At 72.2% G+C, this 20,350-nt stretch carries 21 protein-coding genes; 6 read left to right on the top strand and 15 right to left on the bottom strand.

Going from position 1 to position 20,350, the window contains the following annotated elements; translation table 11 throughout:
• Positions 1 to 23 precede the first annotated feature (23 nt).
• Positions 24 to 2,522, top strand: a complete 2,499-nt coding sequence (locus tag ACTT8P_RS21405; protein WP_442833301.1) for a glycoside hydrolase family 3 protein — start codon at positions 24 to 26, stop codon at positions 2,520 to 2,522.
• A 37-nt stretch (positions 2,523 to 2,559) separates the two neighbouring features.
• On the opposite strand, the gene ACTT8P_RS21400 is transcribed toward ACTT8P_RS21405, so the two are convergent.
• Together ACTT8P_RS21400 and ACTT8P_RS21395 are read right to left on the bottom strand one after the other, a co-directional pair.
• A complete protein-coding gene (locus ACTT8P_RS21400) occupies positions 2,560 to 3,546 on the bottom strand; it encodes an aldose epimerase family protein (RefSeq protein WP_442833300.1) in 987 nt (328 codons plus the stop codon).
• Between the two features lie 25 nt (positions 3,547 to 3,571).
• The gene (locus tag ACTT8P_RS21395; RefSeq protein ID WP_442833299.1) at positions 3,572 to 4,483 is read right to left on the bottom strand and encodes an SGNH/GDSL hydrolase family protein; all 912 of its coding nucleotides are present in this window, start codon (positions 4,481 to 4,483) and stop codon (positions 3,572 to 3,574) included.
• A gap of 255 nt (positions 4,484 to 4,738) precedes the next feature.
• Between ACTT8P_RS21395 and ACTT8P_RS21390 the strand changes: the two genes are divergently transcribed.
• Positions 4,739 to 5,233, top strand: coding sequence for a DUF3145 domain-containing protein (locus ACTT8P_RS21390; RefSeq protein WP_442833298.1), 495 nt, complete (start codon positions 4,739 to 4,741; stop codon positions 5,231 to 5,233).
• Between the two features lie 130 nt (positions 5,234 to 5,363).
• On the opposite strand, the gene fabF is transcribed toward ACTT8P_RS21390, so the two are convergent.
• The 5 genes from fabF to ACTT8P_RS21365 form a co-directional block, all read right to left on the bottom strand.
• Complete coding sequence (gene fabF / locus ACTT8P_RS21385) at positions 5,364 to 6,635, bottom strand: beta-ketoacyl-ACP synthase II (RefSeq protein WP_442833297.1); 1,272 nt, start codon at positions 6,633 to 6,635, stop codon at positions 5,364 to 5,366.
• Positions 6,636 to 6,719: 84 nt separating this feature from the next.
• Positions 6,720 to 6,968 carry an acyl carrier protein gene (locus ACTT8P_RS21380; protein ID WP_361174319.1) on the bottom strand — a complete coding sequence of 83 codons (249 nt, stop codon included), beginning with the start codon at positions 6,966 to 6,968 and terminating at the stop codon, positions 6,720 to 6,722.
• Positions 6,969 to 7,044: 76 nt separating this feature from the next.
• Complete coding sequence (locus ACTT8P_RS21375; RefSeq protein ID WP_442833296.1) at positions 7,045 to 8,046, bottom strand: ketoacyl-ACP synthase III; 1,002 nt, start codon at positions 8,044 to 8,046, stop codon at positions 7,045 to 7,047.
• Between the two features lie 16 nt (positions 8,047 to 8,062).
• Positions 8,063 to 8,986, bottom strand: coding sequence for an ACP S-malonyltransferase (locus ACTT8P_RS21370; protein ID WP_442833295.1), 924 nt, complete (start codon positions 8,984 to 8,986; stop codon positions 8,063 to 8,065).
• Between the two features lie 89 nt (positions 8,987 to 9,075).
• Positions 9,076 to 10,281 carry a PucR family transcriptional regulator gene (locus tag ACTT8P_RS21365; RefSeq protein ID WP_442833294.1) on the bottom strand — a complete coding sequence of 402 codons (1,206 nt, stop codon included), beginning with the start codon at positions 10,279 to 10,281 and terminating at the stop codon, positions 9,076 to 9,078.
• Positions 10,282 to 10,342: 61 nt separating this feature from the next.
• Between ACTT8P_RS21365 and ACTT8P_RS21360 the strand changes: the two genes are divergently transcribed.
• The gene (locus ACTT8P_RS21360) at positions 10,343 to 11,008 is read left to right on the top strand and encodes a pirin family protein (RefSeq protein ID WP_442833334.1); all 666 of its coding nucleotides are present in this window, start codon (positions 10,343 to 10,345) and stop codon (positions 11,006 to 11,008) included.
• Here ACTT8P_RS21360 and ACTT8P_RS21355 read toward each other — a convergent pair.
• From ACTT8P_RS21355 to ACTT8P_RS21335, 5 genes are read right to left on the bottom strand one after another with little or no spacing between them, the layout of a single operon-like run.
• On the bottom strand, positions 10,989 to 11,246 hold the full coding sequence (locus tag ACTT8P_RS21355) for a DUF397 domain-containing protein (RefSeq protein ID WP_442833293.1): 258 nt from the start codon (positions 11,244 to 11,246) through the stop codon (positions 10,989 to 10,991). The two genes, ACTT8P_RS21360 and ACTT8P_RS21355, sit on opposite strands and share 20 nt — an antisense overlap.
• The gene (locus ACTT8P_RS21350) at positions 11,212 to 12,054 is read right to left on the bottom strand and encodes a helix-turn-helix domain-containing protein (protein ID WP_442833292.1); all 843 of its coding nucleotides are present in this window, start codon (positions 12,052 to 12,054) and stop codon (positions 11,212 to 11,214) included. Before ACTT8P_RS21350 ends, ACTT8P_RS21355 begins: the two co-directional genes overlap by 35 nt.
• 8 nt (positions 12,055 to 12,062) lie before the next feature.
• A complete protein-coding gene (locus tag ACTT8P_RS21345) occupies positions 12,063 to 13,187 on the bottom strand; it encodes a DUF5954 family protein (protein WP_442833291.1) in 1,125 nt (374 codons plus the stop codon).
• Between the two features lie 50 nt (positions 13,188 to 13,237).
• Entirely contained in the window at positions 13,238 to 14,056 is an 819-nt protein-coding gene (locus ACTT8P_RS21340; RefSeq protein ID WP_442833290.1) for a serine hydrolase domain-containing protein, read from the bottom strand.
• 19 nt (positions 14,057 to 14,075) lie between these two features.
• On the bottom strand, positions 14,076 to 14,546 hold the full coding sequence (locus ACTT8P_RS21335; RefSeq protein WP_442833289.1) for a GNAT family N-acetyltransferase: 471 nt from the start codon (positions 14,544 to 14,546) through the stop codon (positions 14,076 to 14,078).
• 95 nt (positions 14,547 to 14,641) lie between these two features.
• On the opposite strand from ACTT8P_RS21335, the gene ACTT8P_RS21330 reads away from it, so the two are divergent.
• Positions 14,642 to 15,109, top strand: coding sequence for a MerR family transcriptional regulator (locus ACTT8P_RS21330; RefSeq protein ID WP_442833288.1), 468 nt, complete (start codon positions 14,642 to 14,644; stop codon positions 15,107 to 15,109).
• Positions 15,110 to 15,119: 10 nt separating this feature from the next.
• On the opposite strand, the gene ACTT8P_RS21325 is transcribed toward ACTT8P_RS21330, so the two are convergent.
• From ACTT8P_RS21325 to ACTT8P_RS21315, 3 genes are all read right to left on the bottom strand, one after another.
• Positions 15,120 to 15,986, bottom strand: coding sequence for a DUF4429 domain-containing protein (locus tag ACTT8P_RS21325; RefSeq protein ID WP_442833287.1), 867 nt, complete (start codon positions 15,984 to 15,986; stop codon positions 15,120 to 15,122).
• 67 nt (positions 15,987 to 16,053) lie between these two features.
• Positions 16,054 to 17,271: an alpha/beta hydrolase gene (locus tag ACTT8P_RS21320; RefSeq protein ID WP_442833286.1), complete on the bottom strand. Its 1,218-nt coding sequence runs from the start codon at positions 17,269 to 17,271 to the stop codon at positions 16,054 to 16,056.
• Between the two features lie 54 nt (positions 17,272 to 17,325).
• Positions 17,326 to 18,003 (bottom strand): TetR family transcriptional regulator, encoded by a 678-nt coding sequence (locus ACTT8P_RS21315; protein ID WP_442833285.1) that lies wholly within the window; start codon positions 18,001 to 18,003, stop codon positions 17,326 to 17,328.
• A gap of 113 nt (positions 18,004 to 18,116) precedes the next feature.
• Here ACTT8P_RS21315 and ACTT8P_RS21310 point away from each other — a divergent pair, with 113 nt between their 5' ends.
• On the top strand, positions 18,117 to 19,724 hold the full coding sequence (locus ACTT8P_RS21310) for an MFS transporter (protein WP_442833284.1): 1,608 nt from the start codon (positions 18,117 to 18,119) through the stop codon (positions 19,722 to 19,724).
• Between the two features lie 174 nt (positions 19,725 to 19,898).
• A complete protein-coding gene (locus tag ACTT8P_RS21305; RefSeq protein WP_442833283.1) occupies positions 19,899 to 20,207 on the top strand; it encodes a small hydrophobic protein in 309 nt (102 codons plus the stop codon).
• The last annotated feature ends 143 nt before the right edge of the window (positions 20,208 to 20,350 follow it).

Here is a 20,350-nt window from a genome sequence, read left to right as displayed (position 1 = left end):
GATCACCAGGGGGCGGGGGCAGGATGAGCGGAGGGACGAACGGCTTTCGACGAGGAGGCACCGCGGTGACGGAGACAGTGACAGAGGCAGCTGCAGAGGCAGAGGCGAAGGCAGCGGCACGGGAAGCGGCCGTCGAGGCGGCCCTCGGCAAGCTCGACCTGGCGGCGAAGACCCGGCTGCTGGCCGGCCAGGACATGTGGACCCTGCCCGCGCTCCCGGAGGTCGGCCTGGACTCCCTGGTGATGTCCGACGGCCCGATCGGCGTCCGGGGCGTGCACTGGACCGCCGACGACCCCTCCGTCGCCCTGCCGTCCCCGACCGCGCTCGCCGCCACCTGGGACCCGGAGCTGGCCCGCCGGGCCGGTGTGCTGCTGGCCCAGGAGGCCCGCCGCAAGGGCGTCCACGTCCTGCTCGCCCCCACCGTCAACCTGCACCGCTCGCCGCTCGGCGGCCGGCACTTCGAGGCGTACAGCGAGGACCCGTACCTGACCGGCCGGATCGGCACCGGCTATGTCACCGGCGTCCAGTCCGGCGGCGTCGGCACCACCGTGAAGCACTTCGTCGCCAACGACGCCGAGACCGACCGCTTCACCGTGAACAACCTGGTCTCCGAGCGCGCCCTGCGCGAGCTGTACCTCGCCCCCTTCGAGGCGATCGTCGCCGACGCCCGCCCGTGGGGCATCATGACCGCCTACAACTCGGTCAACGGCCCGACCATGACCGAGCACCACCGCCTGGTCAACGAGGTGCTGCGCGGCGAGTGGGGCTTCGACGGCTTCAACGTCTCGGACTGGACCGCCGCCCGCTCCACCACCGGCGCCCTCGACGGCGGCCTCGACGTGGCGATGCCCGGCCCCGGCACCGTCTACGGCGAGGCGCTCGCGCAGGCCGTGCGGGACGGCCGGGTCGAGGAGGCCAAGGTCGACGCGGCGGTCCGCAACGTACTGCGGCTCGCCGCCCGGCTCGGCCTCCTCCAGGGCGCCGGACCGGCCGTCACCGACCTCCCGGCCCCGGTGAACGGCGACGCGCTGGCCCGCGAGATCGCCCGCCGCTCCTTCGTCCTGGTCCGCAACGAGAACAGCGCCCTGCCCCTCAAGCGGGGCACCGTCGCCCTCATCGGCGCCGCCGCCCGCGACGCCCGCGTCCTCGGCGGCGGCTCCGCCACCGTCTTCCCGGCGCACATCGTCTCCCCCCTCGACGGCCTCACCGCCGCCCTCCCCGAGGGCACCCTCAGCTACACCGTCGGCGCCGACCCGAACACCGAACTCGCCGTCGCCGCCAAGGGGTTCACCCTGAGCGCCGTCTGCCGCGACGCCGCCGGCGAGGTCGTCGGCACCGCGAACGCCGCCGACGGCCACATTCAGTGGATGGGCTCCGACCTCCCCGCCGGCGTCACCCACGAGGCGCTGCGCACCGTAGAACTCACCGGCACCTTCACCCCCCGCGAGAGCGGCCCGCACACCTTCGGCATCAAGGGCCTGGGCGCCTTCACCCTCACCGTCGACGGCACCACGTGCTTCGACGACGTGCAGCGCCCGGTCAAGGAAGACCCGTTCCTGTCCTTCTTCGGCGCCCCCGAGCCCCGCGCCGAGGTGGAACTGATCGCCGGCCACCCGGTCGACGTCAGCCTCCGGTACGTCGTCGACCTGCCCGCCGACCTGCCGATGAAGGTCATCACCTTCGCGCTCTGCCACGCCGAGCCGGTCCGTGACCCGGACGAGCTGATCGCCGAGGCGGTCGAGGCGGCCCGGGGCGCCGACACCGCCGTGGTGGTCGTCGCCACCACCGAACGCGTCGAGTCCGAGGGCTTCGACCGCACCGACCTGAGGCTCCCCGGCCGCCAGGACGACCTGGTCCGCGCCGTCGCCGCCGCCAACCCGAACACCGTAGTGGTCGTGAACTCCGGCTCCCCGGTGGAACTGCCCTGGCGCGACGAGGTCGCCGCCGTGCTGCTGAGCTGGTTCCCCGGCCAGGAGGGCGGCGCCGCGCTCGCCGACGTACTGACCGGCGCCCACGAGCCCGGCGGCCGGCTCCCCACCACCTGGGGCGCCCTGGCCGACGCCCCGGTCACCCAGGTCGTCCCGGCGGACGGCGAACTCCCGTACACCGAGGGCGTATTCATCGGCTACCGCGCCTGGGAGCAGGCCGGCCGCACCCCCGCCTACCCGTTCGGCCACGGCCTCGGCTACACCGACTGGACCTACGACTCCCTCCAGGTCACCGGCGCCACCGTCCAGGTCCGGCTGCGCAACACCGGCGACCGCCCCGGCCGCGAGGTCGTCCAGCTCTACCTGGCCCCCGCCACCCCCGACCCCACCCGCCCGGCCCGCTGGCTGGCCGGATTCGCCACCGTCGAGGCCGCCCCCGGCGAACGCGCCGAGGCCACCGTCGAACTGCCCCGCCGCGCCTTCGAGGTCTGGGACGAGACGACGGGCACCTGGTCGTTTGTGAAGGGTTCGTACGAACTCCAGGCCGGACGCTCGATCACGGACCGGCGCATCACCGCGCCGATTACCGTCTGAGACAGCCCCGGCCCGGACCTGACGACCGGGCCGGGGCTCAGTACCGCTGGCGGGTCGCGAACCCGTACACCGTCTCCGACCGGAACACCGCACCCGGCGCCAGCACGGTGCTCGGGAAGCCGGGCCGGTTCGGGGAGTCCGGGAAGTGCTGGGTCTCCAGCGCGATCCCGTCCCCGGGCGCGAACGGCTCGTCCAGATGGTCGGCGGTGTACAGCTGGAGCCCCGGCTCGGTGGTCGCCACCGTCAGCACCCGCCCGGACGCCGGGTCGTACAGCTCCGCGACCTGCTCGGCCGCCCCGGTCACCCCCTTGTCCAGCACGAAGTTGTGGTCGTACCCGGACCCCACCTTGCGCGCCGCCCGGAAGTCGAAGCGGCTCCCCGCCACGTCCGCCAGCTCACCCGTCGGGATCAGGTCCGCGTCCACCGGAGTGATCCGGGACGCGTCGAGCCGCAGCTCGTGGCCGCCCGCGTGCCCGGCTCCCCGGCCGCCCAGGTTGAAGTAGCTGTGGTTGGTCAGGTTCAGCACCGTCGGCGCGTCGGTGACCGCCTCGTAGGCGATGTGCAGCGCGCCCGCCGCGTCCAGCGTGTACGTCGCCGCCACCTCCAGGCGGCCCGGGAAGCCCTCCTCGCCGTGCGGGGAGACCCGGCGCAGCCGCACCCCGTGCTCGACCGGCGCCGCGTCCCACACGTACTTGTCGAAGCCGCGCTCCCCGCCGTGCAGCGCGTTCGGCCAGTTGTTGCGGGCCAGGGTGTACGTCTGCCCGTCCAGCGTGAACCGGCCGCCCGCGATCCGGTTGGCGTACCGCCCCACCAGCGCGCCGAAGTACGGCCCCGGATGCGTCAGATAGCCGTCCAGCTCCGCGAACCCCAGCACCACGTCCGCCCTCCGCCCGTCCCGGTCGGGGACCTCGGCGGACTGCACGATCCCGCCGTACGACAGGACCCGGACCCGTACGCCCGCCCGCTCCAGGGTCCAGCGGTGGACCGGAGTGCTGTCCGGAAGTGTTCCGAAGAGTTCGTTCATGTGCGAACTCTAGGACAACGGAAGATCAGTCCTGCTTCGCCGTGACCGTCCGGTAGGCGATCGCCGCCAGCCGCGCCTGCCCGTCCACACTCGGATGGAACCAGTCCCAGTGACTCAACTGCCCGGTCCCGAACCGGTAGTCGTACACCGCGCCGCCGTCCGTCCGGCACCGCTCGTCCGCCTCGCAGACCTCCGCCAGCACCTCGTTGTAGTCCGCCACCCGCTGCTCCACCCGCGCCCGCCGCGAGGTCGCCGCCGCGTCCACCGCGTCCGCGTCGCCCAGCATGGACGGACAGATGCCCAGCTTCCATACCTGTTTGCCCAGGGCGCTGGTCCGCCCCTGCGCCCACAGCCGCTTCAGATCAGGAATGCTCGACACGTACACCTGCGCCTCGGGCAGCTTCGCCCGCAGCGCCCGCAGCGCGTCCTCGAACTGCTCCCGGAACTCCGCCACCGGCGTCATCGCCGCCGCACTCGACCGGCAGGCGTCGTTGGCCCCCACCATCACCGTCACCAGCTCCGGCCGGTGCACGGCGGCCCGCGCGACCTGCCCGGCCAGATCCGCCATCCGGGCCCCGGTCACCGCGTGGTTCCAGCTCCGCGCCGCCGCCTTCTTCCCCAGCAGCCGTACGGCGAGACTGTCGACCTTCGCGCTGTCACCGGTCGCCCACGACACCTCCGGGCAGTCCGACAGCACCGCACAGGCGTCGAAACCCCGGGTGATGGAGTCGCCCACCGCCGCGACCGACCCCGGACTCGGGTCCCACACCGGCGTCGGCGTCGGGGACGGCTTCGGCGACGACGACCCGCCGGACGCGTCCGAACCACCGCCCGCGTCACACCCACCCACCCCGAGCAGCGCCGCCACCAGCACGGCACACCCGGCCCGCGCCCGCCGTCGCCCCCGGTAGGTCCGCTCCCTCACACCGCGCCCCATCCCTCCTCCTGCCTCCTGTGGCCCGCCAAGGTCTCCAACCCATGAGACCGCGCCAAGGTTCCCGGGGCCCCGCGAAGCAACGTCTCAGACCCGTACAAGCGTCCTGCCGGGTGAATGGCACGGGTTTCCCCCTGCCGGGACCGACGGTACGTCACACTCCGCCCGCCCCCGCACGGTAGCCTCGCCCTCAACACGGCCCACCGGGCCGCTGCCGTTCCGCCCGCCTGATATGTCCCGCTCTGCCCGGAGGTTCCGGTGACGACACGTGGAGTTCTGTACGTGCACTCCGCTCCGCGCGCGCTCTGCCCCCACGTCGAGTGGGCCGTCGCGGGCGTACTCGGCACGCGCGTCAGCCTGGACTGGATCCGGCAGCCCGCCGCCCCCGGCACCTGGCGCTCGGAGTTCTCCTGGCAGGGCCAGCCCGGCATCGCCTCCAAGCTGGCCTCCGCGCTGCGCGGCTGGCAACTGCTGCGCTTCGAGGTGACCGCCGAGCCCTGCGCCGGGCACGAGGGCGAGCGCTACAGCTGCACCCCCGACCTCGGCATCTTCCACGCCGTCACCGGCATCCACGGCGACATCCTGATCCCCGAGGACCGCCTGCGCGCCGCCCTCACCCGAGCCCGACAGGGTGAAACCGACCTGGCCACCGACCTCACCCACCTCCTGGGCAAGCCCTGGGACGACGAACTGGAACCCTTCCGCTACGCGGGAGAGGGCGCCCCGGTGCGGTGGCTCCATCAGGTGGTCTGACTTTTCAACGCCGGGGAGGATATCTCCCTAGGGGCGCGGGGAACTGCGCGCCCAGCCACAACGAAACCCGCACCCGAACACGACGATGGCCCGAACCCCACCAGGGGCCCGGGCCATCAAACCAACGGCGTCACACGGTCCGGAACGCCAGCACCACGTTGTGCCCACCGAACCCGAACGAGTCGTTCAGCGCCGCGATCCGCCCGTCCACGGGCAACTTCCGAGCCTCACCCGTGACAATGTCCGCGTTGGCCGCAGCCTCGGGGTCCAGTTCGGTCACATTGATCGTAGGCGGAGCCACCCGGTGGTACAGCGCGAGCACGGTCGCGACCGTCTCGACACCCCCCGCACCACCCAGCAGATGCCCCGTCATCGACTTCGTGCTGGACACGGCCATGTGATCCGTGTCGTCCCCGAACACCTTCCGCAGCGCCTTCAGCTCGGCGATGTCCCCGGCCGGCGTCGACGTCGCGTGCGCGTTGACGTGCACGATCTCCGCCGGGTCCAGGTCGGTGCGGTCCAGCAGGTTCTGGAGGGCGTGCGAGATGCCCCGCCCCTCCGGCTCCGGCTGCACGATGTCGTGGCTGTCGGCGGAGATGCCCTGCCCGACCGCCTCCGCGTACACCCGGGCGCCGCGCGCGGCGGCGTGCTCGGCGGACTCCAGCACGATGACACCGGCGCCCTCACCGAGCACGAAGCCGTCCCGGCCGGTGTCGAAGGGACGCGACGCGCCCTGCGGGTCGTCGTTGTTCTTGGACATCGCCATCATGTTGCCGAACGCGGCGATGGGCAGCGGATGGATCGCCGCCTCCGTGCCGCCCGCGACGACGACGTCGGCGCGGCCGGTGCGGATCATCTCGATGGCGTAACCGATCGCCTCCGCGCCCGACGCGCAGGCCGAGACCGGCGTGTGCACACCCGCCCGCGCGCCCACCGCGAGCCCGACGTTGGCGGACGGGCCGTTCGGCATCAGCATCGGCACGGTGTGCGGGGAGACCCGGCGGACGCCCTTCTCCTTCAGCACGTCGTACTGGTCGAGCAGCGTGGTCACGCCGCCGATGCCGGAGGCGATGACCGTGCCCAGCCGGTCGGGGTCGACGTCCGCGCCCTCACCGGCGCGGGCCTCGAAACCGGCGTCCTTCCACGCCTCCTGCGCCGCGACCAGCGCGAACTGCGCGGAGCGGTCCAGTCGGCGGGCCTGCGGCCGCGGAATGGTCTCGGTCGGCTCCACGGCCACCGGGGCCGCGATCCGGACCGCCTGCTCGGCGGCCCAGTCCTGCTCCAGGGGCTTGACGCCGGACTTGCCGGCCACCAGGCCCTCCCAGGTAGAGGCTGCGTCGCCACCCAGCGGTGTGGTTGCGCCGATACCGGTGACGACCACGGTGCGATTGGTCGAGCTCACGGGAATTCATTCTCCAGATACGAGGATTCGAACGGCGCCACCGCCGGGTGGCGGGGCAGTCAGCCCAGTGCGCTGATCGGCGGATCAGCCCTGGTGCTTGAGGATGTACTCGGTCGCGTCGCCGACCGTCTTGAGGTTCTTGACGTCCTCGTCGGGGATCTTCACGTCGAAGCGCTCTTCGGCGGCGACGACGACCTCGACCATGGACAGCGAGTCGACGTCCAGGTCGTCGGTGAACGACTTGCCCAGCTCGACGTCCTCGACCGGGATGCCGGCGATCTCGTTCACGATCTCCGCGAGACCGGCGACGATCTCTTCCTGAGTGGCGGCCATGACGGCGCTCCTTCGTTGTGTTTCAGAGGGTGTGGCGGTGCGTTCCGTCCCGGACGCATGATCCGGCACGGAGTGCCTAGGGGAGAGTAACGACCGTCGCGGCGTAGACGAGACCCGCCCCGAAGCCGATGACGAGTGCGGTGTCGCCGCTCTTCGCCTCGCCGGTCGCCAGGAGCCGCTCCATCGCGAGCGGGATCGAGGCGGCCGAGGTGTTGCCGGTGGTGCGGATGTCACGGGCGACCGTGACGTGCTCCGGCAGCTTCAGTGTCTTCACCATCGAGTCGATGATCCGCACGTTGGCCTGGTGCGGGATGAAGACGTCCAGTTCGTCCGGGGTGATTCCGGCCGCGTCCAGCGCCTGCTGGGCGACCTTCGCCATCTCGAACACGGCCCAGCGGAACACCGCCTGGCCCTCCTGCGTGATCGCAGGAAACTTGGTGTGGCCCTCGGCGGCGTACTGGTCCCAGGGCACGGTCTGCTTGATCGTCTCGGACTTGTCGCCCTCCGAGCCCCAGACCGTCGGGCCGATCGCCGGCTCCTGGGACGGGCCGACCACGACCGCGCCCGCGCCGTCCCCGAAGAGGAACGCGGTGGCCCGGTCCTCCAGGTCGGTCAGATCGCTCAGCCGCTCCACGCCGATGACGAGTACGTACTCCGCCGAGCCCTCGACGATCATGCCCTTGGCCAGCGTCAGCCCGTAGCCGAAGCCCGCGCAGCCCGCCGAGATGTCGAACGCGGCGGCCTTGTCGGTGCCGAGCTGGTCGGCGATGGCGGTGGCGATGGCCGGGGTCTGGGCGAAGTGCGACACCGTCGACACGACGACCGCGCCGATCTGCTGGGCGTCGATCCCGGCGTCCGCGATCGCCTTGCCGGACGCCTCGACGGACATCGCGGCGACGGTCTCCTCGGGGCCCGCCCAGTGCCGGGTCTCGATGCCGGAGCGGGAGCGGATCCACTCGTCGGACGAGTCGATCGTCTCCAGGATCACCTCGTTGGGCACCACCCTGGTCGGGCGGTAGCCGCCGACACCGAGGATGCGCGCGTACGGGGCTCCCTTGCTTGGCTTGATCTTCGACATGCTCTCGGGCTCCTTCTCACGCACCGTGTTCCGCGATCAGTTCGCGGGCGGCGTCGAGGTCGGCGGGGGACTTGAGGGCCAGCGTCTTCACCCCGGGCAGCGCGCGCTTGGCCAGCCCGGTGAGCGTGCCGCCGGGGCACACCTCGATCAGGGCGGTGACACCCAGCTCCTTGAACGTCTCCATGCACAGGTCCCAGCGGACCGGGCTGGCGACCTGGCCGACGAGCCGGTCGAGCACCTCGGCGCCGGTGCTGACGGCCCGGCCGTCCTTGTTGGAGACGTAGGTCACGGCGGGATCGGCGGGGGACAGCTCCGCGGCGGCCGCGGCGAGCTTGTCCACCGCCGGCGCCATGTGGTGCGTGTGGAAGGCGCCGGCCACCTTCAGCGGGACGACCTTGCGGACGCCCTCCGGCTTGTCCTCGGCCAGCGCGGCGAGCTGCTCCATCGTCCCGGCGGCGACGATCTGTCCGGCGCCGTTGACGTTGGCCGGGGTCAGGCCGAGCTTCTCCAGGTGCGCCACGCTCACCTCGGGGTCGCCGCCGAGCAGCGCCGACATCCCGGTCTCGACGGTGGCGGCGGCCTCGGCCATCGCCAGGCCGCGCTTGCGTACGAGGGTCAGCGCGGCGGTGTCGTCGAGCACGCCGGCGAACGCGGCGGCGGTGATCTCGCCGACGCTGTGGCCCGCGACCGCGCCCGGCGCGATCTCGGAGACGGCACCCAGTGCCGCGGCCGACAGCAGGCCGGCGGCGACCAGCAGCGGCTGGGCGACGGCCGTGTCGCGGATCGCGTCGGCGTCGGCCTCGGTGCCGTAGTGGGCGAGGTCGAGGCCGATGGCGTCCGACCACGCGGCGACGCGGTCGGCCGCACCGGGCAGCTGAAGCCAGTCAGTCAGGAAGCCGGGCGTCTGGGCGCCCTGGCCGGGAGCGACGAGTACGAGCACTCTCACACTCTCTCTTGGGGACGGGCGTGGCCGCCCGTGGGGACAGGGACGAAGAACAAGGAGGGGTTTTGTGGACCCTCCACAAAAGACTAGAGTTGTGGATCTCCATCGGCCAGACGTCCCAGGATCAGCGCGATCCGCAGGGTGAAGGCGGATCGTACATCCGAGGGTGACCAGCCGGTGACATCAGTCACACGTCGGAGCCGGTAGCGCACGGTGTTGGGGTGGACGAAGAGCATCCGGGCGGCCCCTTCGAGACTGCTCGCCTGTTCGAGATAGACGCTGAGCGTCTCCAGCAGCGCCGCACCCGCCTCTTCCAGCGGTCTGTAGAGCTCCTCCACCAACTGGAGCCGGGCCGCCGGGTCGCCGGCCATCGCGCGCTCCGGCAGCAGATCGTCCGCGAGCACCGGCCGCGGCGCGTCCGGCCAGGCCGAACCCGCCTTCAGCCCGGCGGCGGCGGCCCCCGCGGACCGGGTCGCGGCGAGCAGGTCCGGCACCACCGGACCGGCCACCACCGCGCCCTGCGCGAACGGCCCGATCAGCGACTTCGCCACCGCGAGCGGGTTGTCGCTGCCGCCCGCGATCACCACCAGCCGGTCCCCGAGCACCCCGGTCAGCACCTGGAGCTTGGCGTGCCGGGCGGCCCGCCGGATCGCCTCCACGGTCAGCTCCGAGTCGCCGTCCGGCGCCGTGCCCAGCACCACGCACACATGCTCCGGGGAGTTCCAGCCGAGCGCGGCGGCCCGCGACACGGCCCCCTCGTCGGCCTCCCCGCTGAGCACCGCGTTGACCACCAGCGACTCCAGGCGCGCGTCCCAGGCACCGCGTGCCTCGGCGGCCTGCGCGTACACCTGGGCGGTGGCGAAGGCGATCTCCCGGGCGTACACCAGCAGCGCCTCGCGCAGCACGGACTCGTCGCCGGGCGCCGCGACCTCGTCGATCGCGGACTCCATCACCTCGATGGTGGTGCGCACCATCTCCACGGTCTGCCGCAGCGTGATCGCCCGGGTCAGCTCGCGCGGCGCGGTGCCGAAGACGTCGGTGGAGATGGCCTGCGGGGTGTCCGGGCGCCGGAACCACTCGGTGAACGCGGCGATGCCCGCCTGGGCGACCAGCCCGATCCAGGACCGGTTCTCCGGCGGCATGGCCCGGTACCAGGGCAGGGTCTCGTCCATCCGCGTGATCGCCTGCGCGGCGAGCGACCCGGCGGACTGCTCCAGCCGCTTCAGGGTCGCCGAGTGCGGATGGGCGGGGCGCCGCGCGGGCGGGGGGTTGCTGGCTTCTGGTTCGGGCACGGGACAAGACTGCCTTATCGGGATGGTTGGCTGTGCCGCCGGGTCTACGGTGGACCGCGTGATGGACGTACGCCGCGCCGAGACGCGCTACCCGGGAGGTGACCCGGCGGCCGGTATCGACTCCCGGCACGCCTTCTCCTTCGGCCCGCACTACGACCCGGACAACCTCCGCTTCGGTGCGCTGATCGCCTGCAACGAGGAGCGGCTCGCGCCCGGCGCCGGCTTCGACGAACACCCGCACAGCCACACCGAGATCGTCACCTGGGTGGTCGAGGGCGAGCTGACCCACCGGGACAGCACGGGGCGGGAGACGGCGGTGCGCGCCGGGGACGTCCAACGGCTCAGCGCGGCGTCCGGCGTCCGGCACGTGGAGCGCAACGACGGCCCGGTGCCGCTGGTCTTCGTCCAGATGTGGCTGGCCCCGCGCGAGCCCGGCGGCAGCCCCTCCTACGAGATCGTCCGCGGCATCGCCGACTCAACGCCGTACGCCCTCCCCGCCGCCGGCGCCCTGCTGCACGTACGGCGCCTGACGGCGGGGGAGCGGACGGCGGTGCCGGACGGGGCGTACGTGTACGTCCATGTCGTACGCGGGACGGTGCTCCTCGCCGGAACGGAGCTCCGCCCCGGCGACGCGGCGCGCGTCACCGGGGCGGAGGGGTTGGCGGCGGAGGGGGTGACGGACGCGGAGGTCTTGGTGTGGGAGATGACTACCGCAGACCGTCTATGAACACCCGCCAGGCGGCTCCGCCGACGGTGACGACGGGGCCGGTGGGGTTCTTGCTGTCCCGGACGGGGACGGCATGGGCGGAGGTGGCGACCTCGACGCAATCGCCGCCGGTGTTGCCGCTGTACGAGGACGTACGCCAGGCGGCGCCGCCGGTGACGGTGCACTCGACGCAATCGCCGCCGTTCGGTCCGCTGTAGCTGGACTTACGCCACTGTGTCCTGCTCGCTTCGATCTTCATAGCGTTCCTCCATCACACGGGCGATCAGCGTCGCCGAGTCGCTCACGGACAGGGCGGCTGCCTGCAAGTGAGCGTAATGGAGGCTGGCTTCCTTGATGGTCTCAGGGCTGGCCGTCATGTGGCCGGACATCATGTCCTCGGTGTAGAAGACGTCCGGGTGGTCCTCGAAGCGCAGGATGTTGAACGCCCCGGCGAGGCCCGGGTGTTCACCGGCGGAGAACGGCAGTACCTGGATACGCATCCACCGACTCCGATTGAACTCCAGCAACCGTTGCAGCTGCCGCCGCATCACCCCCACCCCACCGATCGGCCGGTGCAGTACCGCCTCGTCCAGGACGACCCACGTCAGCGGCGGCTGCAACCGTTCCAGGATGCGCTGGCGTTCCATCCGGGCCGACAGCAGCCCCTCCAGGTCGTCCGGCGATCCCGTCGCAAGGACCGCCCGCGCGTACTCCTCCGTCTGGAAGAGCCCGTACACCAACTGCGCCTGATACGTGGAGATATAAGAAGCCTTCGCCTCCATCTCCGCGTACGGCTGGAACCAGGTGGGGAGTTGGCTGCGCAGGACGAGGCCGATCAGGCGGGAGAACTGGCCGTCCGTGCCGAGCCCCGCGTCCACGCGTTCGGAGAAGTCCCGGGTGGGAACCTTCTTCGTGGTCTCGATCTGGCCGATCAGCGAACCCGTGCAGAAGATGATCGCGCCGAGTTGCTGGAGGGTGAGTCCGGCCGCCTCACGACGGCGGCGCAGTTCCCAGCCGTAGTAGTCGAGCGGGGACGCGGTCGGGTCGAGTGTCTGGATGTTGACCACGGGGCACCTCAACTCCTCTTCTGCTTCTTCTTCTGTTCCTTGACCGCCAGGCGGCGTTTCTCCTCCGCTTCCCACAGGGCCTTCAGCTCCAGGGTGCGTTCGTCGAGTTCGAGGGGTTCGTCCTCTTCCTTCCACAGGCCCTGTGCCTTCAGCTTCCGGACCTGGACGTCGATCGGGTCCTCCGGGTCGTAGTCGCTGGGCCGGGGGCCCTCCGGTCCGTCCGGGCCGATCCGGACCAGCCGCTCGACCCGGGTGATCCGGTACCGCGTCCCGTCGACGGTGAGGCTGTTGCCGCGCTTGTCGTCGAGTTTGTCGGCCCCGCGCGCGTACTCCGCCTTCTTCTCGTCCGACAGCCGCAGCGTGAACGGCGCCATGACCCGCAGCCACCCGGCGAGCGCGTCGCGCGCGCCCTGCGGCGAGGAGTGCGAGGCGCCGGGATTGTGCGACTGCCACTCCCCGTCCTCCCGCTCCGCGACCATGAACACGGCAGGCAGCAGCACCCCGCCGGGATACTCGTGGGCGGCGCGGCGCGCGTCGGCCCGCACATCGTCCGGCGCACCGGCGCCCGCGCCGACCAACTGGACCAGATCGAACTTCAGCAGGCTGTCGGAGAGCCCGGTGCTGGTGTACGGATCGACCACGAAACCCTTGGTGGGCCGGGGCACGCTGTGGCCCTCGCCGACCTCGGCCGGGTCGGGGTCGGAGGGCCGGGGCGGTTCGGGGCCGCCGTTGCCCATCCGGATGAACTTCGAGGCCCGGACGATCCGGAACCGCTCACCGTCGACCGTGAGCTCGTTCACCACCTCCCGGTCCATCCGCAGCGCGGCGGCCATCCACGTCTGGTGGCCCTTGGTGTCCCCGGCCTCCTCGGCGGCCTTGGCGCGCATCCGGAAGTGCGAGCCCATGGTGTCCCGGGCGCCCTGCGGGGTGTCGTTGCCGTACTCGGACAACTCCCAGCCGCCGGTGTCCAGCGCGCGGGCGTGGAAGAACTCCCCGAGGCCCACTCCCATCAGCCGGGGATACCGCTCCCGCGCCTCCCACGCCTCCTGCTCGGCGAACGCCGCGATCGGGCCTTCCTGGGGGGCGACCCGGAAGGTCAGGTAACCGGGAACTCTGTCTGCGTAACCGCTCATGCACTCAATGTGCTCGAAAGCGGGGCGGTTTCGCCGGGGAACGGGAGAATTCAGCCCGCTTCGGTGAGCACCGCGTCCGTGAACGGCGGCCACGCCTGGACCGCCCACGGTCCGAACGCCCGGTCGGTCAACGCCGCGCAGGCCAGTCCGGCGTCCGGGTCGATCCACAGGAAGGTGCCCGACTGGCCGAAGTGCCCGAAGGTGCGCGGGGAGGAGCCCGATCCCGTCCAGTGCGGGGACTTGCCGTCGCGGATCTCGAAGCCGAGGCCCCAGTCGTTGGGGTTCTGGTGCCCGTAGCCCGGCAGCACGCCCTTGACGCCCGGGTACTGCACGGTCATCGCCTCGGCGACGGTGCGCGGGTCGAGCAGCCGGGGCGCCTGCACCTCGGCGGCGAAGCGGAGCAGGTCCTCGACGGTGGAGACGCCGTCCTTGGCGGGCGAGCCGGCCAGGGTGGTCGACGTCATGCCGAGCGGTGCCAGCACCGCCTGCCGGGCGTACTCGGCGAACGGGATGTCGGTCGCCTTGGCGAGGTGGTCGCCGAGCTGCTCGAAACCGGCGTTCGAGTACAGCCGCCGGTCGCCGGGCGCGGCCGTCACGCGGTGCTCGTCGAAGGCCAGCCCGGAGGTGTGGGCGAGCAGCTGCCGGACCGTCGAGCCGGGCGGACCGGCGGGTTCGTCCAGTTCGACGGCGCCCTCCTCGTAGGCGACGAGGGCCGCGTAGGCGGCGAGCGGCTTGGTGACCGACGCCAGCGGGAAGCGGTGTCCGGCGGGGCCGTGGGTGCCGAGCACGGTGCCGTCCGCCCGTACGACACCCGCGGCGGCGGTGCGGACCGGCCAGTTCTCGATCGACGCGAGGCTGTTCAGGGACATGCCGTCGAGCCTAGGCGGCTCAGAGCTGGAGCCGCATCGAGGGGTCCGGCTTGCGGACGAAGCCGAGGGAGGCGTAGAGCGGCTCGGCGTCGGCGGAGGCGTTCAGATCGACCTGCGGGACGCCCCGTGACCGGAACCACGCCAGCAGTTCCGTCATGCACGCCCGCGCGTAGCCCCGGCGCCGGGCGTCCGGGTCGGTGGCGACGCTGAAGACGTACCCGACCAGGCCGTGCGGATTGCCGGCCCGGCCGATCCGGTACTCCAGCGTCCCCGCCACCAGCGCGGCCAGCGCCCCCGGCCGGTCCGGGTGGTCGACCACGAACGCCGCGAAGTCCCCGTCCGGGGCGGCCAGCCGCCCGCGCAGGGTCGGCAGCGACTCGGCGTGCCAGGCGGCGGGGCCGGGCCCGGCCGCCATCGAATCGATCATGACCTGACGCAGGCGCAGTACTTCCCCGGCGTCCTCGGGCACGGCCCGGCGTACGAGACTCATGGACCGGACGGTAATGATCCACCCTGTGCCCTGTCCGGCGATTTTCGGCCGGGCCGCTTGCCTGGAGCGCACTCCAAGGTCATAGCGTGGGCGCCATGACGGTGATGCAGAGCACGGCCGTGACCTCCCGGTCGAACACCCCCCGCAGCCGCACCCGCACCGGCACCTGCTCCTCGGGGCCCCGGCGCCACCCGCGCCCCGACGGCCAGGACTACTACACCATCAGCGAGGTCGTCGCCCACACCGGACTGACCGCGCACACCCTGCGCTGGTACGAGCGGATCGGCCTGATGTCGGACATCGACCGTTCGCACACCGGCCAGCGCCGCTACCGCAACCGCGACCTGGACTGGCTCGACTTCGTCGGCAAACTCCGGCTGACCGGCATGCCGGTCGCCGACATGGTCCGGTACGCCGAACTGGTGCGCGCGGGCGACAGCACCTACGGCGACCGCCGCGACCTGCTGGAGACGACCCGCCAGGACGTCCTGACCCGGATCACGGAACTCCAGGACGCGCTGGCCGTGCTCGACCTGAAGATCGGCTTCTACGACCGGGCGTGATCCTGGGCGCTCAGAGCTGCGCGAGCAGTTCCGCCTTCTTCTCCGCGAACTCCTCGTCCGTGACCAGTCCCGCCTGGTGCAGTTCCCCGAGGTGCCGGATGCGGTCGGCGATGTCGGCCGGGTCGCGGCGGGACCGGTCCGGCGGCGCGGCCGGTCCCGCCGCCGGACCGGCCTCGCGCACCGCGGCCAGTACCGCCGCGGCGAACGGCAGCGACTCGTGCACCGCCCCGTAGCCCAGCCCGAACACCACGGACGCCGGATCCTGGTCGGCCTGCGCGGGCGCATCCGGCTCGTCCCGGCGCGTCAGCCGCAGATACCCCTCGAAGACCTCGGGGGAGCGCCACTCCACCCCGCTGAGCGCGGCCACCGGGAACGTCTGGTCGCCGGCCTTCCACTTCGCCGACGACGCCCCGGTCCAGAACCAGCGGAAGGACACCGCCGTCCCGTCGAAGGACGCCTTCGCGTCGTACGCCTTGAAGTGCAGCGGCGGCTCGGGAGCGGCGACCAGATGCCGGTCGGCGGGGCCGGGGTCGGCGTCCGGGCCGGGCAGGTGCGCGCGCAGTTCGTCGGCGTAGTACTCGGCGAGCACCTCGCGCTCGGCCGGCAGCACCAGCCGGTACGGGTCGGACGACTCCTTCAGCTGTCCCGCCGCCACCTCCATCAGCGGGTCGGCGCCCGCGCGCGGCTCGATGCGCAGCACGACCGTGCCGCGTCTGCCGGGCGTCAGCGTCACGCCCGCGACCGCGTCGAGGGGGACCCGGCGTTCCCCCAGTGCCTGAAAGAGCTTCGGTGCCCGAATCCCCCGTTCGTAGCGGATGAGCACGGAGTCGGACCCGAACTCCCAGGCGGCATGAAATCCGGCCAGTACGTCACCCATGCGGCTCATCGTATGCGGCACCGGTCGCCGCGTCCTATCCCCGCGCGGGCCGCGGTTTCCGCCGTCTCTACGCGCGTCCGGCCTTGACCGCTGCGGACAAACCGGCCCGGCAGCCGTCGTCCTGCCCGGCGCAGTCCACCGAGCGGTATGCGCCAACCCCGATCCGGGCGAAGTTCGCCAGGCTCTCCGTGCCCGGGGCGAAGTAGCCGCTGTGGCCCTGGGCGCCACGCGCCGACAGCACCCGCGCGCCGAACGCGGCGGAGACCGGGTCGGCGCCGTGCCCGAGCCCGCCCCACTCCAGGTTCGGCACGTCCTGGATCCAGTCGTCGGCGTCCCGCATCGCCCACACCCGGGCCGGGCTGTGCAGCCGGGCGACGCTCTCCACCCGCATGCCGGGGCTGCCGGCCACCGCCACGTCGGCGACCCGGCCGGGCAGCGAACGGGCCGCCAGACCGCAGACCACCGAGCCGTAGCTGTGGCAGAACAGGGAGACCGGGGTCCGGCCCGGCAGCGCGCGCACCAGCGCGTCCAGCCGGTCCGCGCCCTGCGCGGCGAGCGTCGCGGTGGCCGCGTCCACGCCGAGCCCGCTGGGCGCGGTGTAGTCGGCCCACGCGATCACCGCCGTACGGGTCGCCGGGCGCGCCGCGCGCTCGGCCCGGTACAGCGCCCTGGCCATGCCGACCGGCGCGGAGTAGCCGCGCTCGGCGCGCTGGAAGGTGAGCAGGTCGGTGTCGGAGCCGGGCACGACGACGGACACCCGCTCGGCCCGCTTCAGGCTGCCGAACACCTCGGCGACCCGGCCGGAGCCGTCCGGGTCGAAGGCGAGGATGTGCCGTCCCGGGCGCAGCAACTGCTCGTAGCGGTGCATGCGGGCGGCCGCCTCCTGCTGCCCGGCGGGCGAGAGCCGGCTGTCGTGCAGCCGCCGGCGCTCCTGGTTCCGGGCCGTCGCGAGCGCGGTCCGGTTGGCCCGGTAGCGCAGGGCCACGGGGGCGCCGTTCATGTTGCCCACGGCGAGCGGATAGCGGCGGGCCAGGGCGGAGCGCTGGGCCTTGGTGAGCGAGGCGAAGAAGCGCGCGAGGCGGACGGGGCCGGCGCCGGTGTCCGGCAGCCGGCGTCCGTCGACGCGGCCGTGCTCCCACGCGGTGACCGACGCCTGGAGCGCCGTCGCCTCCCGCTGGTTGCGCAGGGCGGTCCAGCCGGTGGTCGCCAGCATCACGAACACGACGGCCAGCGCGAGCAGCGCCCGCCAGACATTCAGTTGCGGGGAGGTGTCGAAAGAAGTCACTGGGAGGACACACTAGGAGAACGAGACGGTCTCGGGTGCGTCAAGTGGCGCGGATCACGTTTCGGTCGTGGCGGATGGGGATGGGGGTGGGGGTGAGGACGGGGTCGGGGTCGTGCGCCAGGCTCCGGTCAGGGCCGGTCCCAGGTGGTCCAGGTGAGCGGCCGTCAGGTCGCGCAGCGCCATGAGGCCGGCGTCGCCGCGGGTCGTCCAGATCCGTTCCGTCACCCGCATCACCGCGCCGAAGGCGGCCACCAGCACGCGGGGCCGCGGGTCGGTGTCCACGTCCAGGCCCTCGCGCGCGGCGATCACCCGCGCGATCTCCTCCTCCAGCTCCGTGGCCCGGTGCAGATGGGCGGCGAGCAGCGCCGGCGTCGACTCGATCACCTGGTAGAAGCGCAGGTGCACGTCGAGCGGGACGAGCTGCTCGATGGCCGCGCCGATGCCGTCCCAGCTGTCCGTCAGCGCGCCGCGCAGCGCGTCCAGCGGCGCCTCGTGCGGCGGGCGGGCCCGGACCGCGTCGACGAAGTGCGACTCGGCGAGGCGGGCCACGTAGAACGCCGCGTCCTGCTTGCCCGCGAAGTAACGGAAGAAGGTGCGCTGCGAGACGTCGACGGCCGCGGCGATGTCGTCGACGGTCGTCTCCTCGTAGCCCCGCGCGGTGAACAGGTTGAGGGCGGCCCGCAGCAGGGCGTCCCGGGTGCGCTGCTTCTTGCGTTCGCGCAGCGTGTCCAAATGGCCTCTCCTTCAACACTTCCCCCAGCTCAGGCTATAGGGGAGTGTCATGTCAGTTACCGACTTGTGAATTGATTCATCAATTGTCAGTGGCTGTCACTAAGCTCGAAAGCATGACTAGTCAGACCATCGAGACGACGGGGCCGGGAGACCGGGGGCCGTCGGACGCCGGGCCGGCCAAGGGGCTGCGCGGCCATCCGTGGGTCACGCTCATAACCGTCGCCGTCGGGGTCATGATGGTGGCCCTCGACGGCACCATCGTGGCCATCGCCAATCCGGCCATCGGCAAGGACCTCGGCGCGAGCTGGTCCGAGCTGCAATGGATCACCAACGCGTACTTCCTCGCCCTCGCGGTCACCCTGATCACCGCGGGCAAGCTCGGCGACCGGTTCGGTCACCGGCAGACCTTCCTGATCGGCGTGGCGGGCTTCGCCGCGTCCTCCGGCGCGATCGGGCTGTCCGGCAGCATCGGGGCGGTCATCGTCTTCCGGGTCTTCCAGGGCCTGTTCGGGGCGCTGCTGATGCCGGCGGCGCTCGGGCTGCTGCGGGCGACCTTCCCGGCCGAGAAGCTGAACATGGCGATCGGCATCTGGGGCATGGTCATCGGCGCGTCCACGGCCGGCGGCCCGATCCTGGGCGGCGTGCTCGTGGAGCACGTCAACTGGCAGTCGGTGTTCTTCATCAACGTGCCGGTGGGTGTGCTGGCCCTGGTGCTCGGCGTACTGATCCTGCTGGACCACCGCGCGGAGAACGCGCCGCGGTCCTTCGACATCGTCGGCATCGTGCTGCTGTCGGCCTCGATGTTCTGCCTGGTGTGGGCGCTCATCAAGGCGCCCGAGTGGGGCTGGGGCGACGGCCGGACGTGGCTGTTCATCGTGGTGTCGGTGGTCGGCTTCGGCCTCTTCTCCTTCTGGGAGACGAGGGTGAGGGAACCGCTGATCCCGCTGGCGATGTTCCGCTCGGTGCCGCTGTCGGCCGGTGTGGTGCTGATGGTGCTGATGGCCATCGCCTTCATGGGCGGCCTGTTCTTCGTCACCTTCTACTTGCAGAACGTGCACGGGATGAGCCCGGTCGACGCCGGTCTGCACCTGCTGCCGCTGACCGCGATGATGATCGTCGGGTCGCCGGCGGCGGGCGCGATGATCACCAAGTTCGGGCCGCGGGTGCCGCTGGCCGGCGGCATGGCGCTCACCGCGATCGCGATGTACGGCATGTCGACGCTGGAGACGGACACCGGCAGCCTGGCGATGTCGGTGTGGTTCGCGCTGCTGGGGCTCGGGCTGGCCCCGGTCATGGTCGGCGCCACCGAAGTCATCGTGGGCAACGCGCCGTTGGAGCTGTCCGGAGTGGCCGGCGGTCTCCAGCAGGCGGCGATGCAGATCGGCGGCAGCCTCGGTACGGCGGTGCTGGGCGCGGTGATGGCCTCCAAGGTGGACAACGACTTCGCGGGCAACTGGGCCGAGGCGGGGCTGCCGAAGCTCACGCCGGCCCAGCTGGACGCGGCGGCGGAGGGCGTGCAGCAGGGGATCGCGCCGGTGCCGCCGGGGACGCCGGCGCCGGTCGCCGAGAAGATCGCGGACGTCGCGCACGACACGTTCATCTCCGGGATGAGCCTGGCGTCGCTGACCGCGGCGGGGGTGGCCGTGGTGGCGGTGTTCGTGGCGTTCCTGACGAAGAAGGGCGAGAACGCGGAGGCGGGCGCGGGCGTCGGCCATATCTGACGGTTCCCTCATCAGGGTGACAATTCCGGCGAAGCCTCCCCTTTTGGTGGGTGTCGCAGGTGACATGGGGGATGACGGCTGCGGCGCGCTGCTGGAGGGGGGCAGCGCGCCTTGCCGGGAGGATTGGCCGTCTCCTCGGGGGTACCCGAACTCCAGTAGGAGTTCAGGGAGTTGATGATGACGAGCTTCGGACCAGGAACGCGCAGGCACCCTCGCTCACGTGGCCGGACGTGGTCAGGGTGGGGGTCCCCCCAGGCGTTCAGCACTGGGGGAGGGCCGGATCGCGCGACACTCGCCGTCATCGGGGTCGTGTGCGCGGTCGCCGGGTTCTTCGTGCTGGGGATTCTCCTCGGCCCCGCGGCGGTCGTCTGCGGCTGGCTGGCGATGGGCCGGACCTGGGCGGGCACCCGGCCGCTCCCGGCCGTCATCGCGGTGGCCCTGGGAGCGATCGACACGGTCGTCGCGCTGGTCGCGCTGGTCTGACCGGGGGCGCCTGCGGCGGCCCGCGCGGCCCCGGTGGGGGTGCGCGTAGCGCCCACTCGTGGGGTGGTGGGTCGGGGCCGGGGCGGGGGGTGTCCGTCCTCGGAACGGCGCGGAATCGGCCTGTTACGGGGGTGAACCGGGCC

Source organism: Streptomyces sp. JW3 (assembly GCF_052216785.1).
In the GTDB taxonomy this organism is placed as follows: Bacteria; Actinomycetota; Actinomycetes; order Streptomycetales; family Streptomycetaceae; genus Streptomyces.
Note: the sequence above shows the minus strand (reverse complement) of the source record. Positions and strands in the feature narration are given on the sequence as shown.

Coding starts and splice junctions, on each gene's coding strand:
- ACTT8P_RS21405 (WP_442833301.1), top strand. CDS start 24: ATGAGCGGAGGGACGAACGGCTTTCGACGAGGAGGCACCGCGGTGACG.
- ACTT8P_RS21400 (WP_442833300.1), bottom strand. CDS start 3,546: ATGAACGAACTCTTCGGAACACTTCCGGACAGCACTCCGGTCCACCGC.
- ACTT8P_RS21395 (WP_442833299.1), bottom strand. CDS start 4,483: ATGGGGCGCGGTGTGAGGGAGCGGACCTACCGGGGGCGACGGCGGGCG.
- ACTT8P_RS21380 (WP_361174319.1), bottom strand. CDS start 6,968: ATGGCCGCCACTCAGGAAGAGATCGTCGCCGGTCTCGCGGAGATCGTG.
- ACTT8P_RS21375 (WP_442833296.1), bottom strand. CDS start 8,046: ATGTCGAAGATCAAGCCAAGCAAGGGAGCCCCGTACGCGCGCATCCTC.
- ACTT8P_RS21360 (WP_442833334.1), top strand. CDS start 10,343: ATGGACGTACGCCGCGCCGAGACGCGCTACCCGGGAGGTGACCCGGCG.
- ACTT8P_RS21355 (WP_442833293.1), bottom strand. CDS start 11,246: ATGAAGATCGAAGCGAGCAGGACACAGTGGCGTAAGTCCAGCTACAGC.
- ACTT8P_RS21345 (WP_442833291.1), bottom strand. CDS start 13,187: ATGAGCGGTTACGCAGACAGAGTTCCCGGTTACCTGACCTTCCGGGTC.
- ACTT8P_RS21340 (WP_442833290.1), bottom strand. CDS start 14,056: ATGTCCCTGAACAGCCTCGCGTCGATCGAGAACTGGCCGGTCCGCACC.
- ACTT8P_RS21335 (WP_442833289.1), bottom strand. CDS start 14,546: ATGAGTCTCGTACGCCGGGCCGTGCCCGAGGACGCCGGGGAAGTACTG.
- ACTT8P_RS21330 (WP_442833288.1), top strand. CDS start 14,642: ATGACGGTGATGCAGAGCACGGCCGTGACCTCCCGGTCGAACACCCCC.
- ACTT8P_RS21325 (WP_442833287.1), bottom strand. CDS start 15,986: ATGGGTGACGTACTGGCCGGATTTCATGCCGCCTGGGAGTTCGGGTCC.
- ACTT8P_RS21310 (WP_442833284.1), top strand. CDS start 18,117: ATGACTAGTCAGACCATCGAGACGACGGGGCCGGGAGACCGGGGGCCG.
- ACTT8P_RS21305 (WP_442833283.1), top strand. CDS start 19,899: ATGATGACGAGCTTCGGACCAGGAACGCGCAGGCACCCTCGCTCACGT.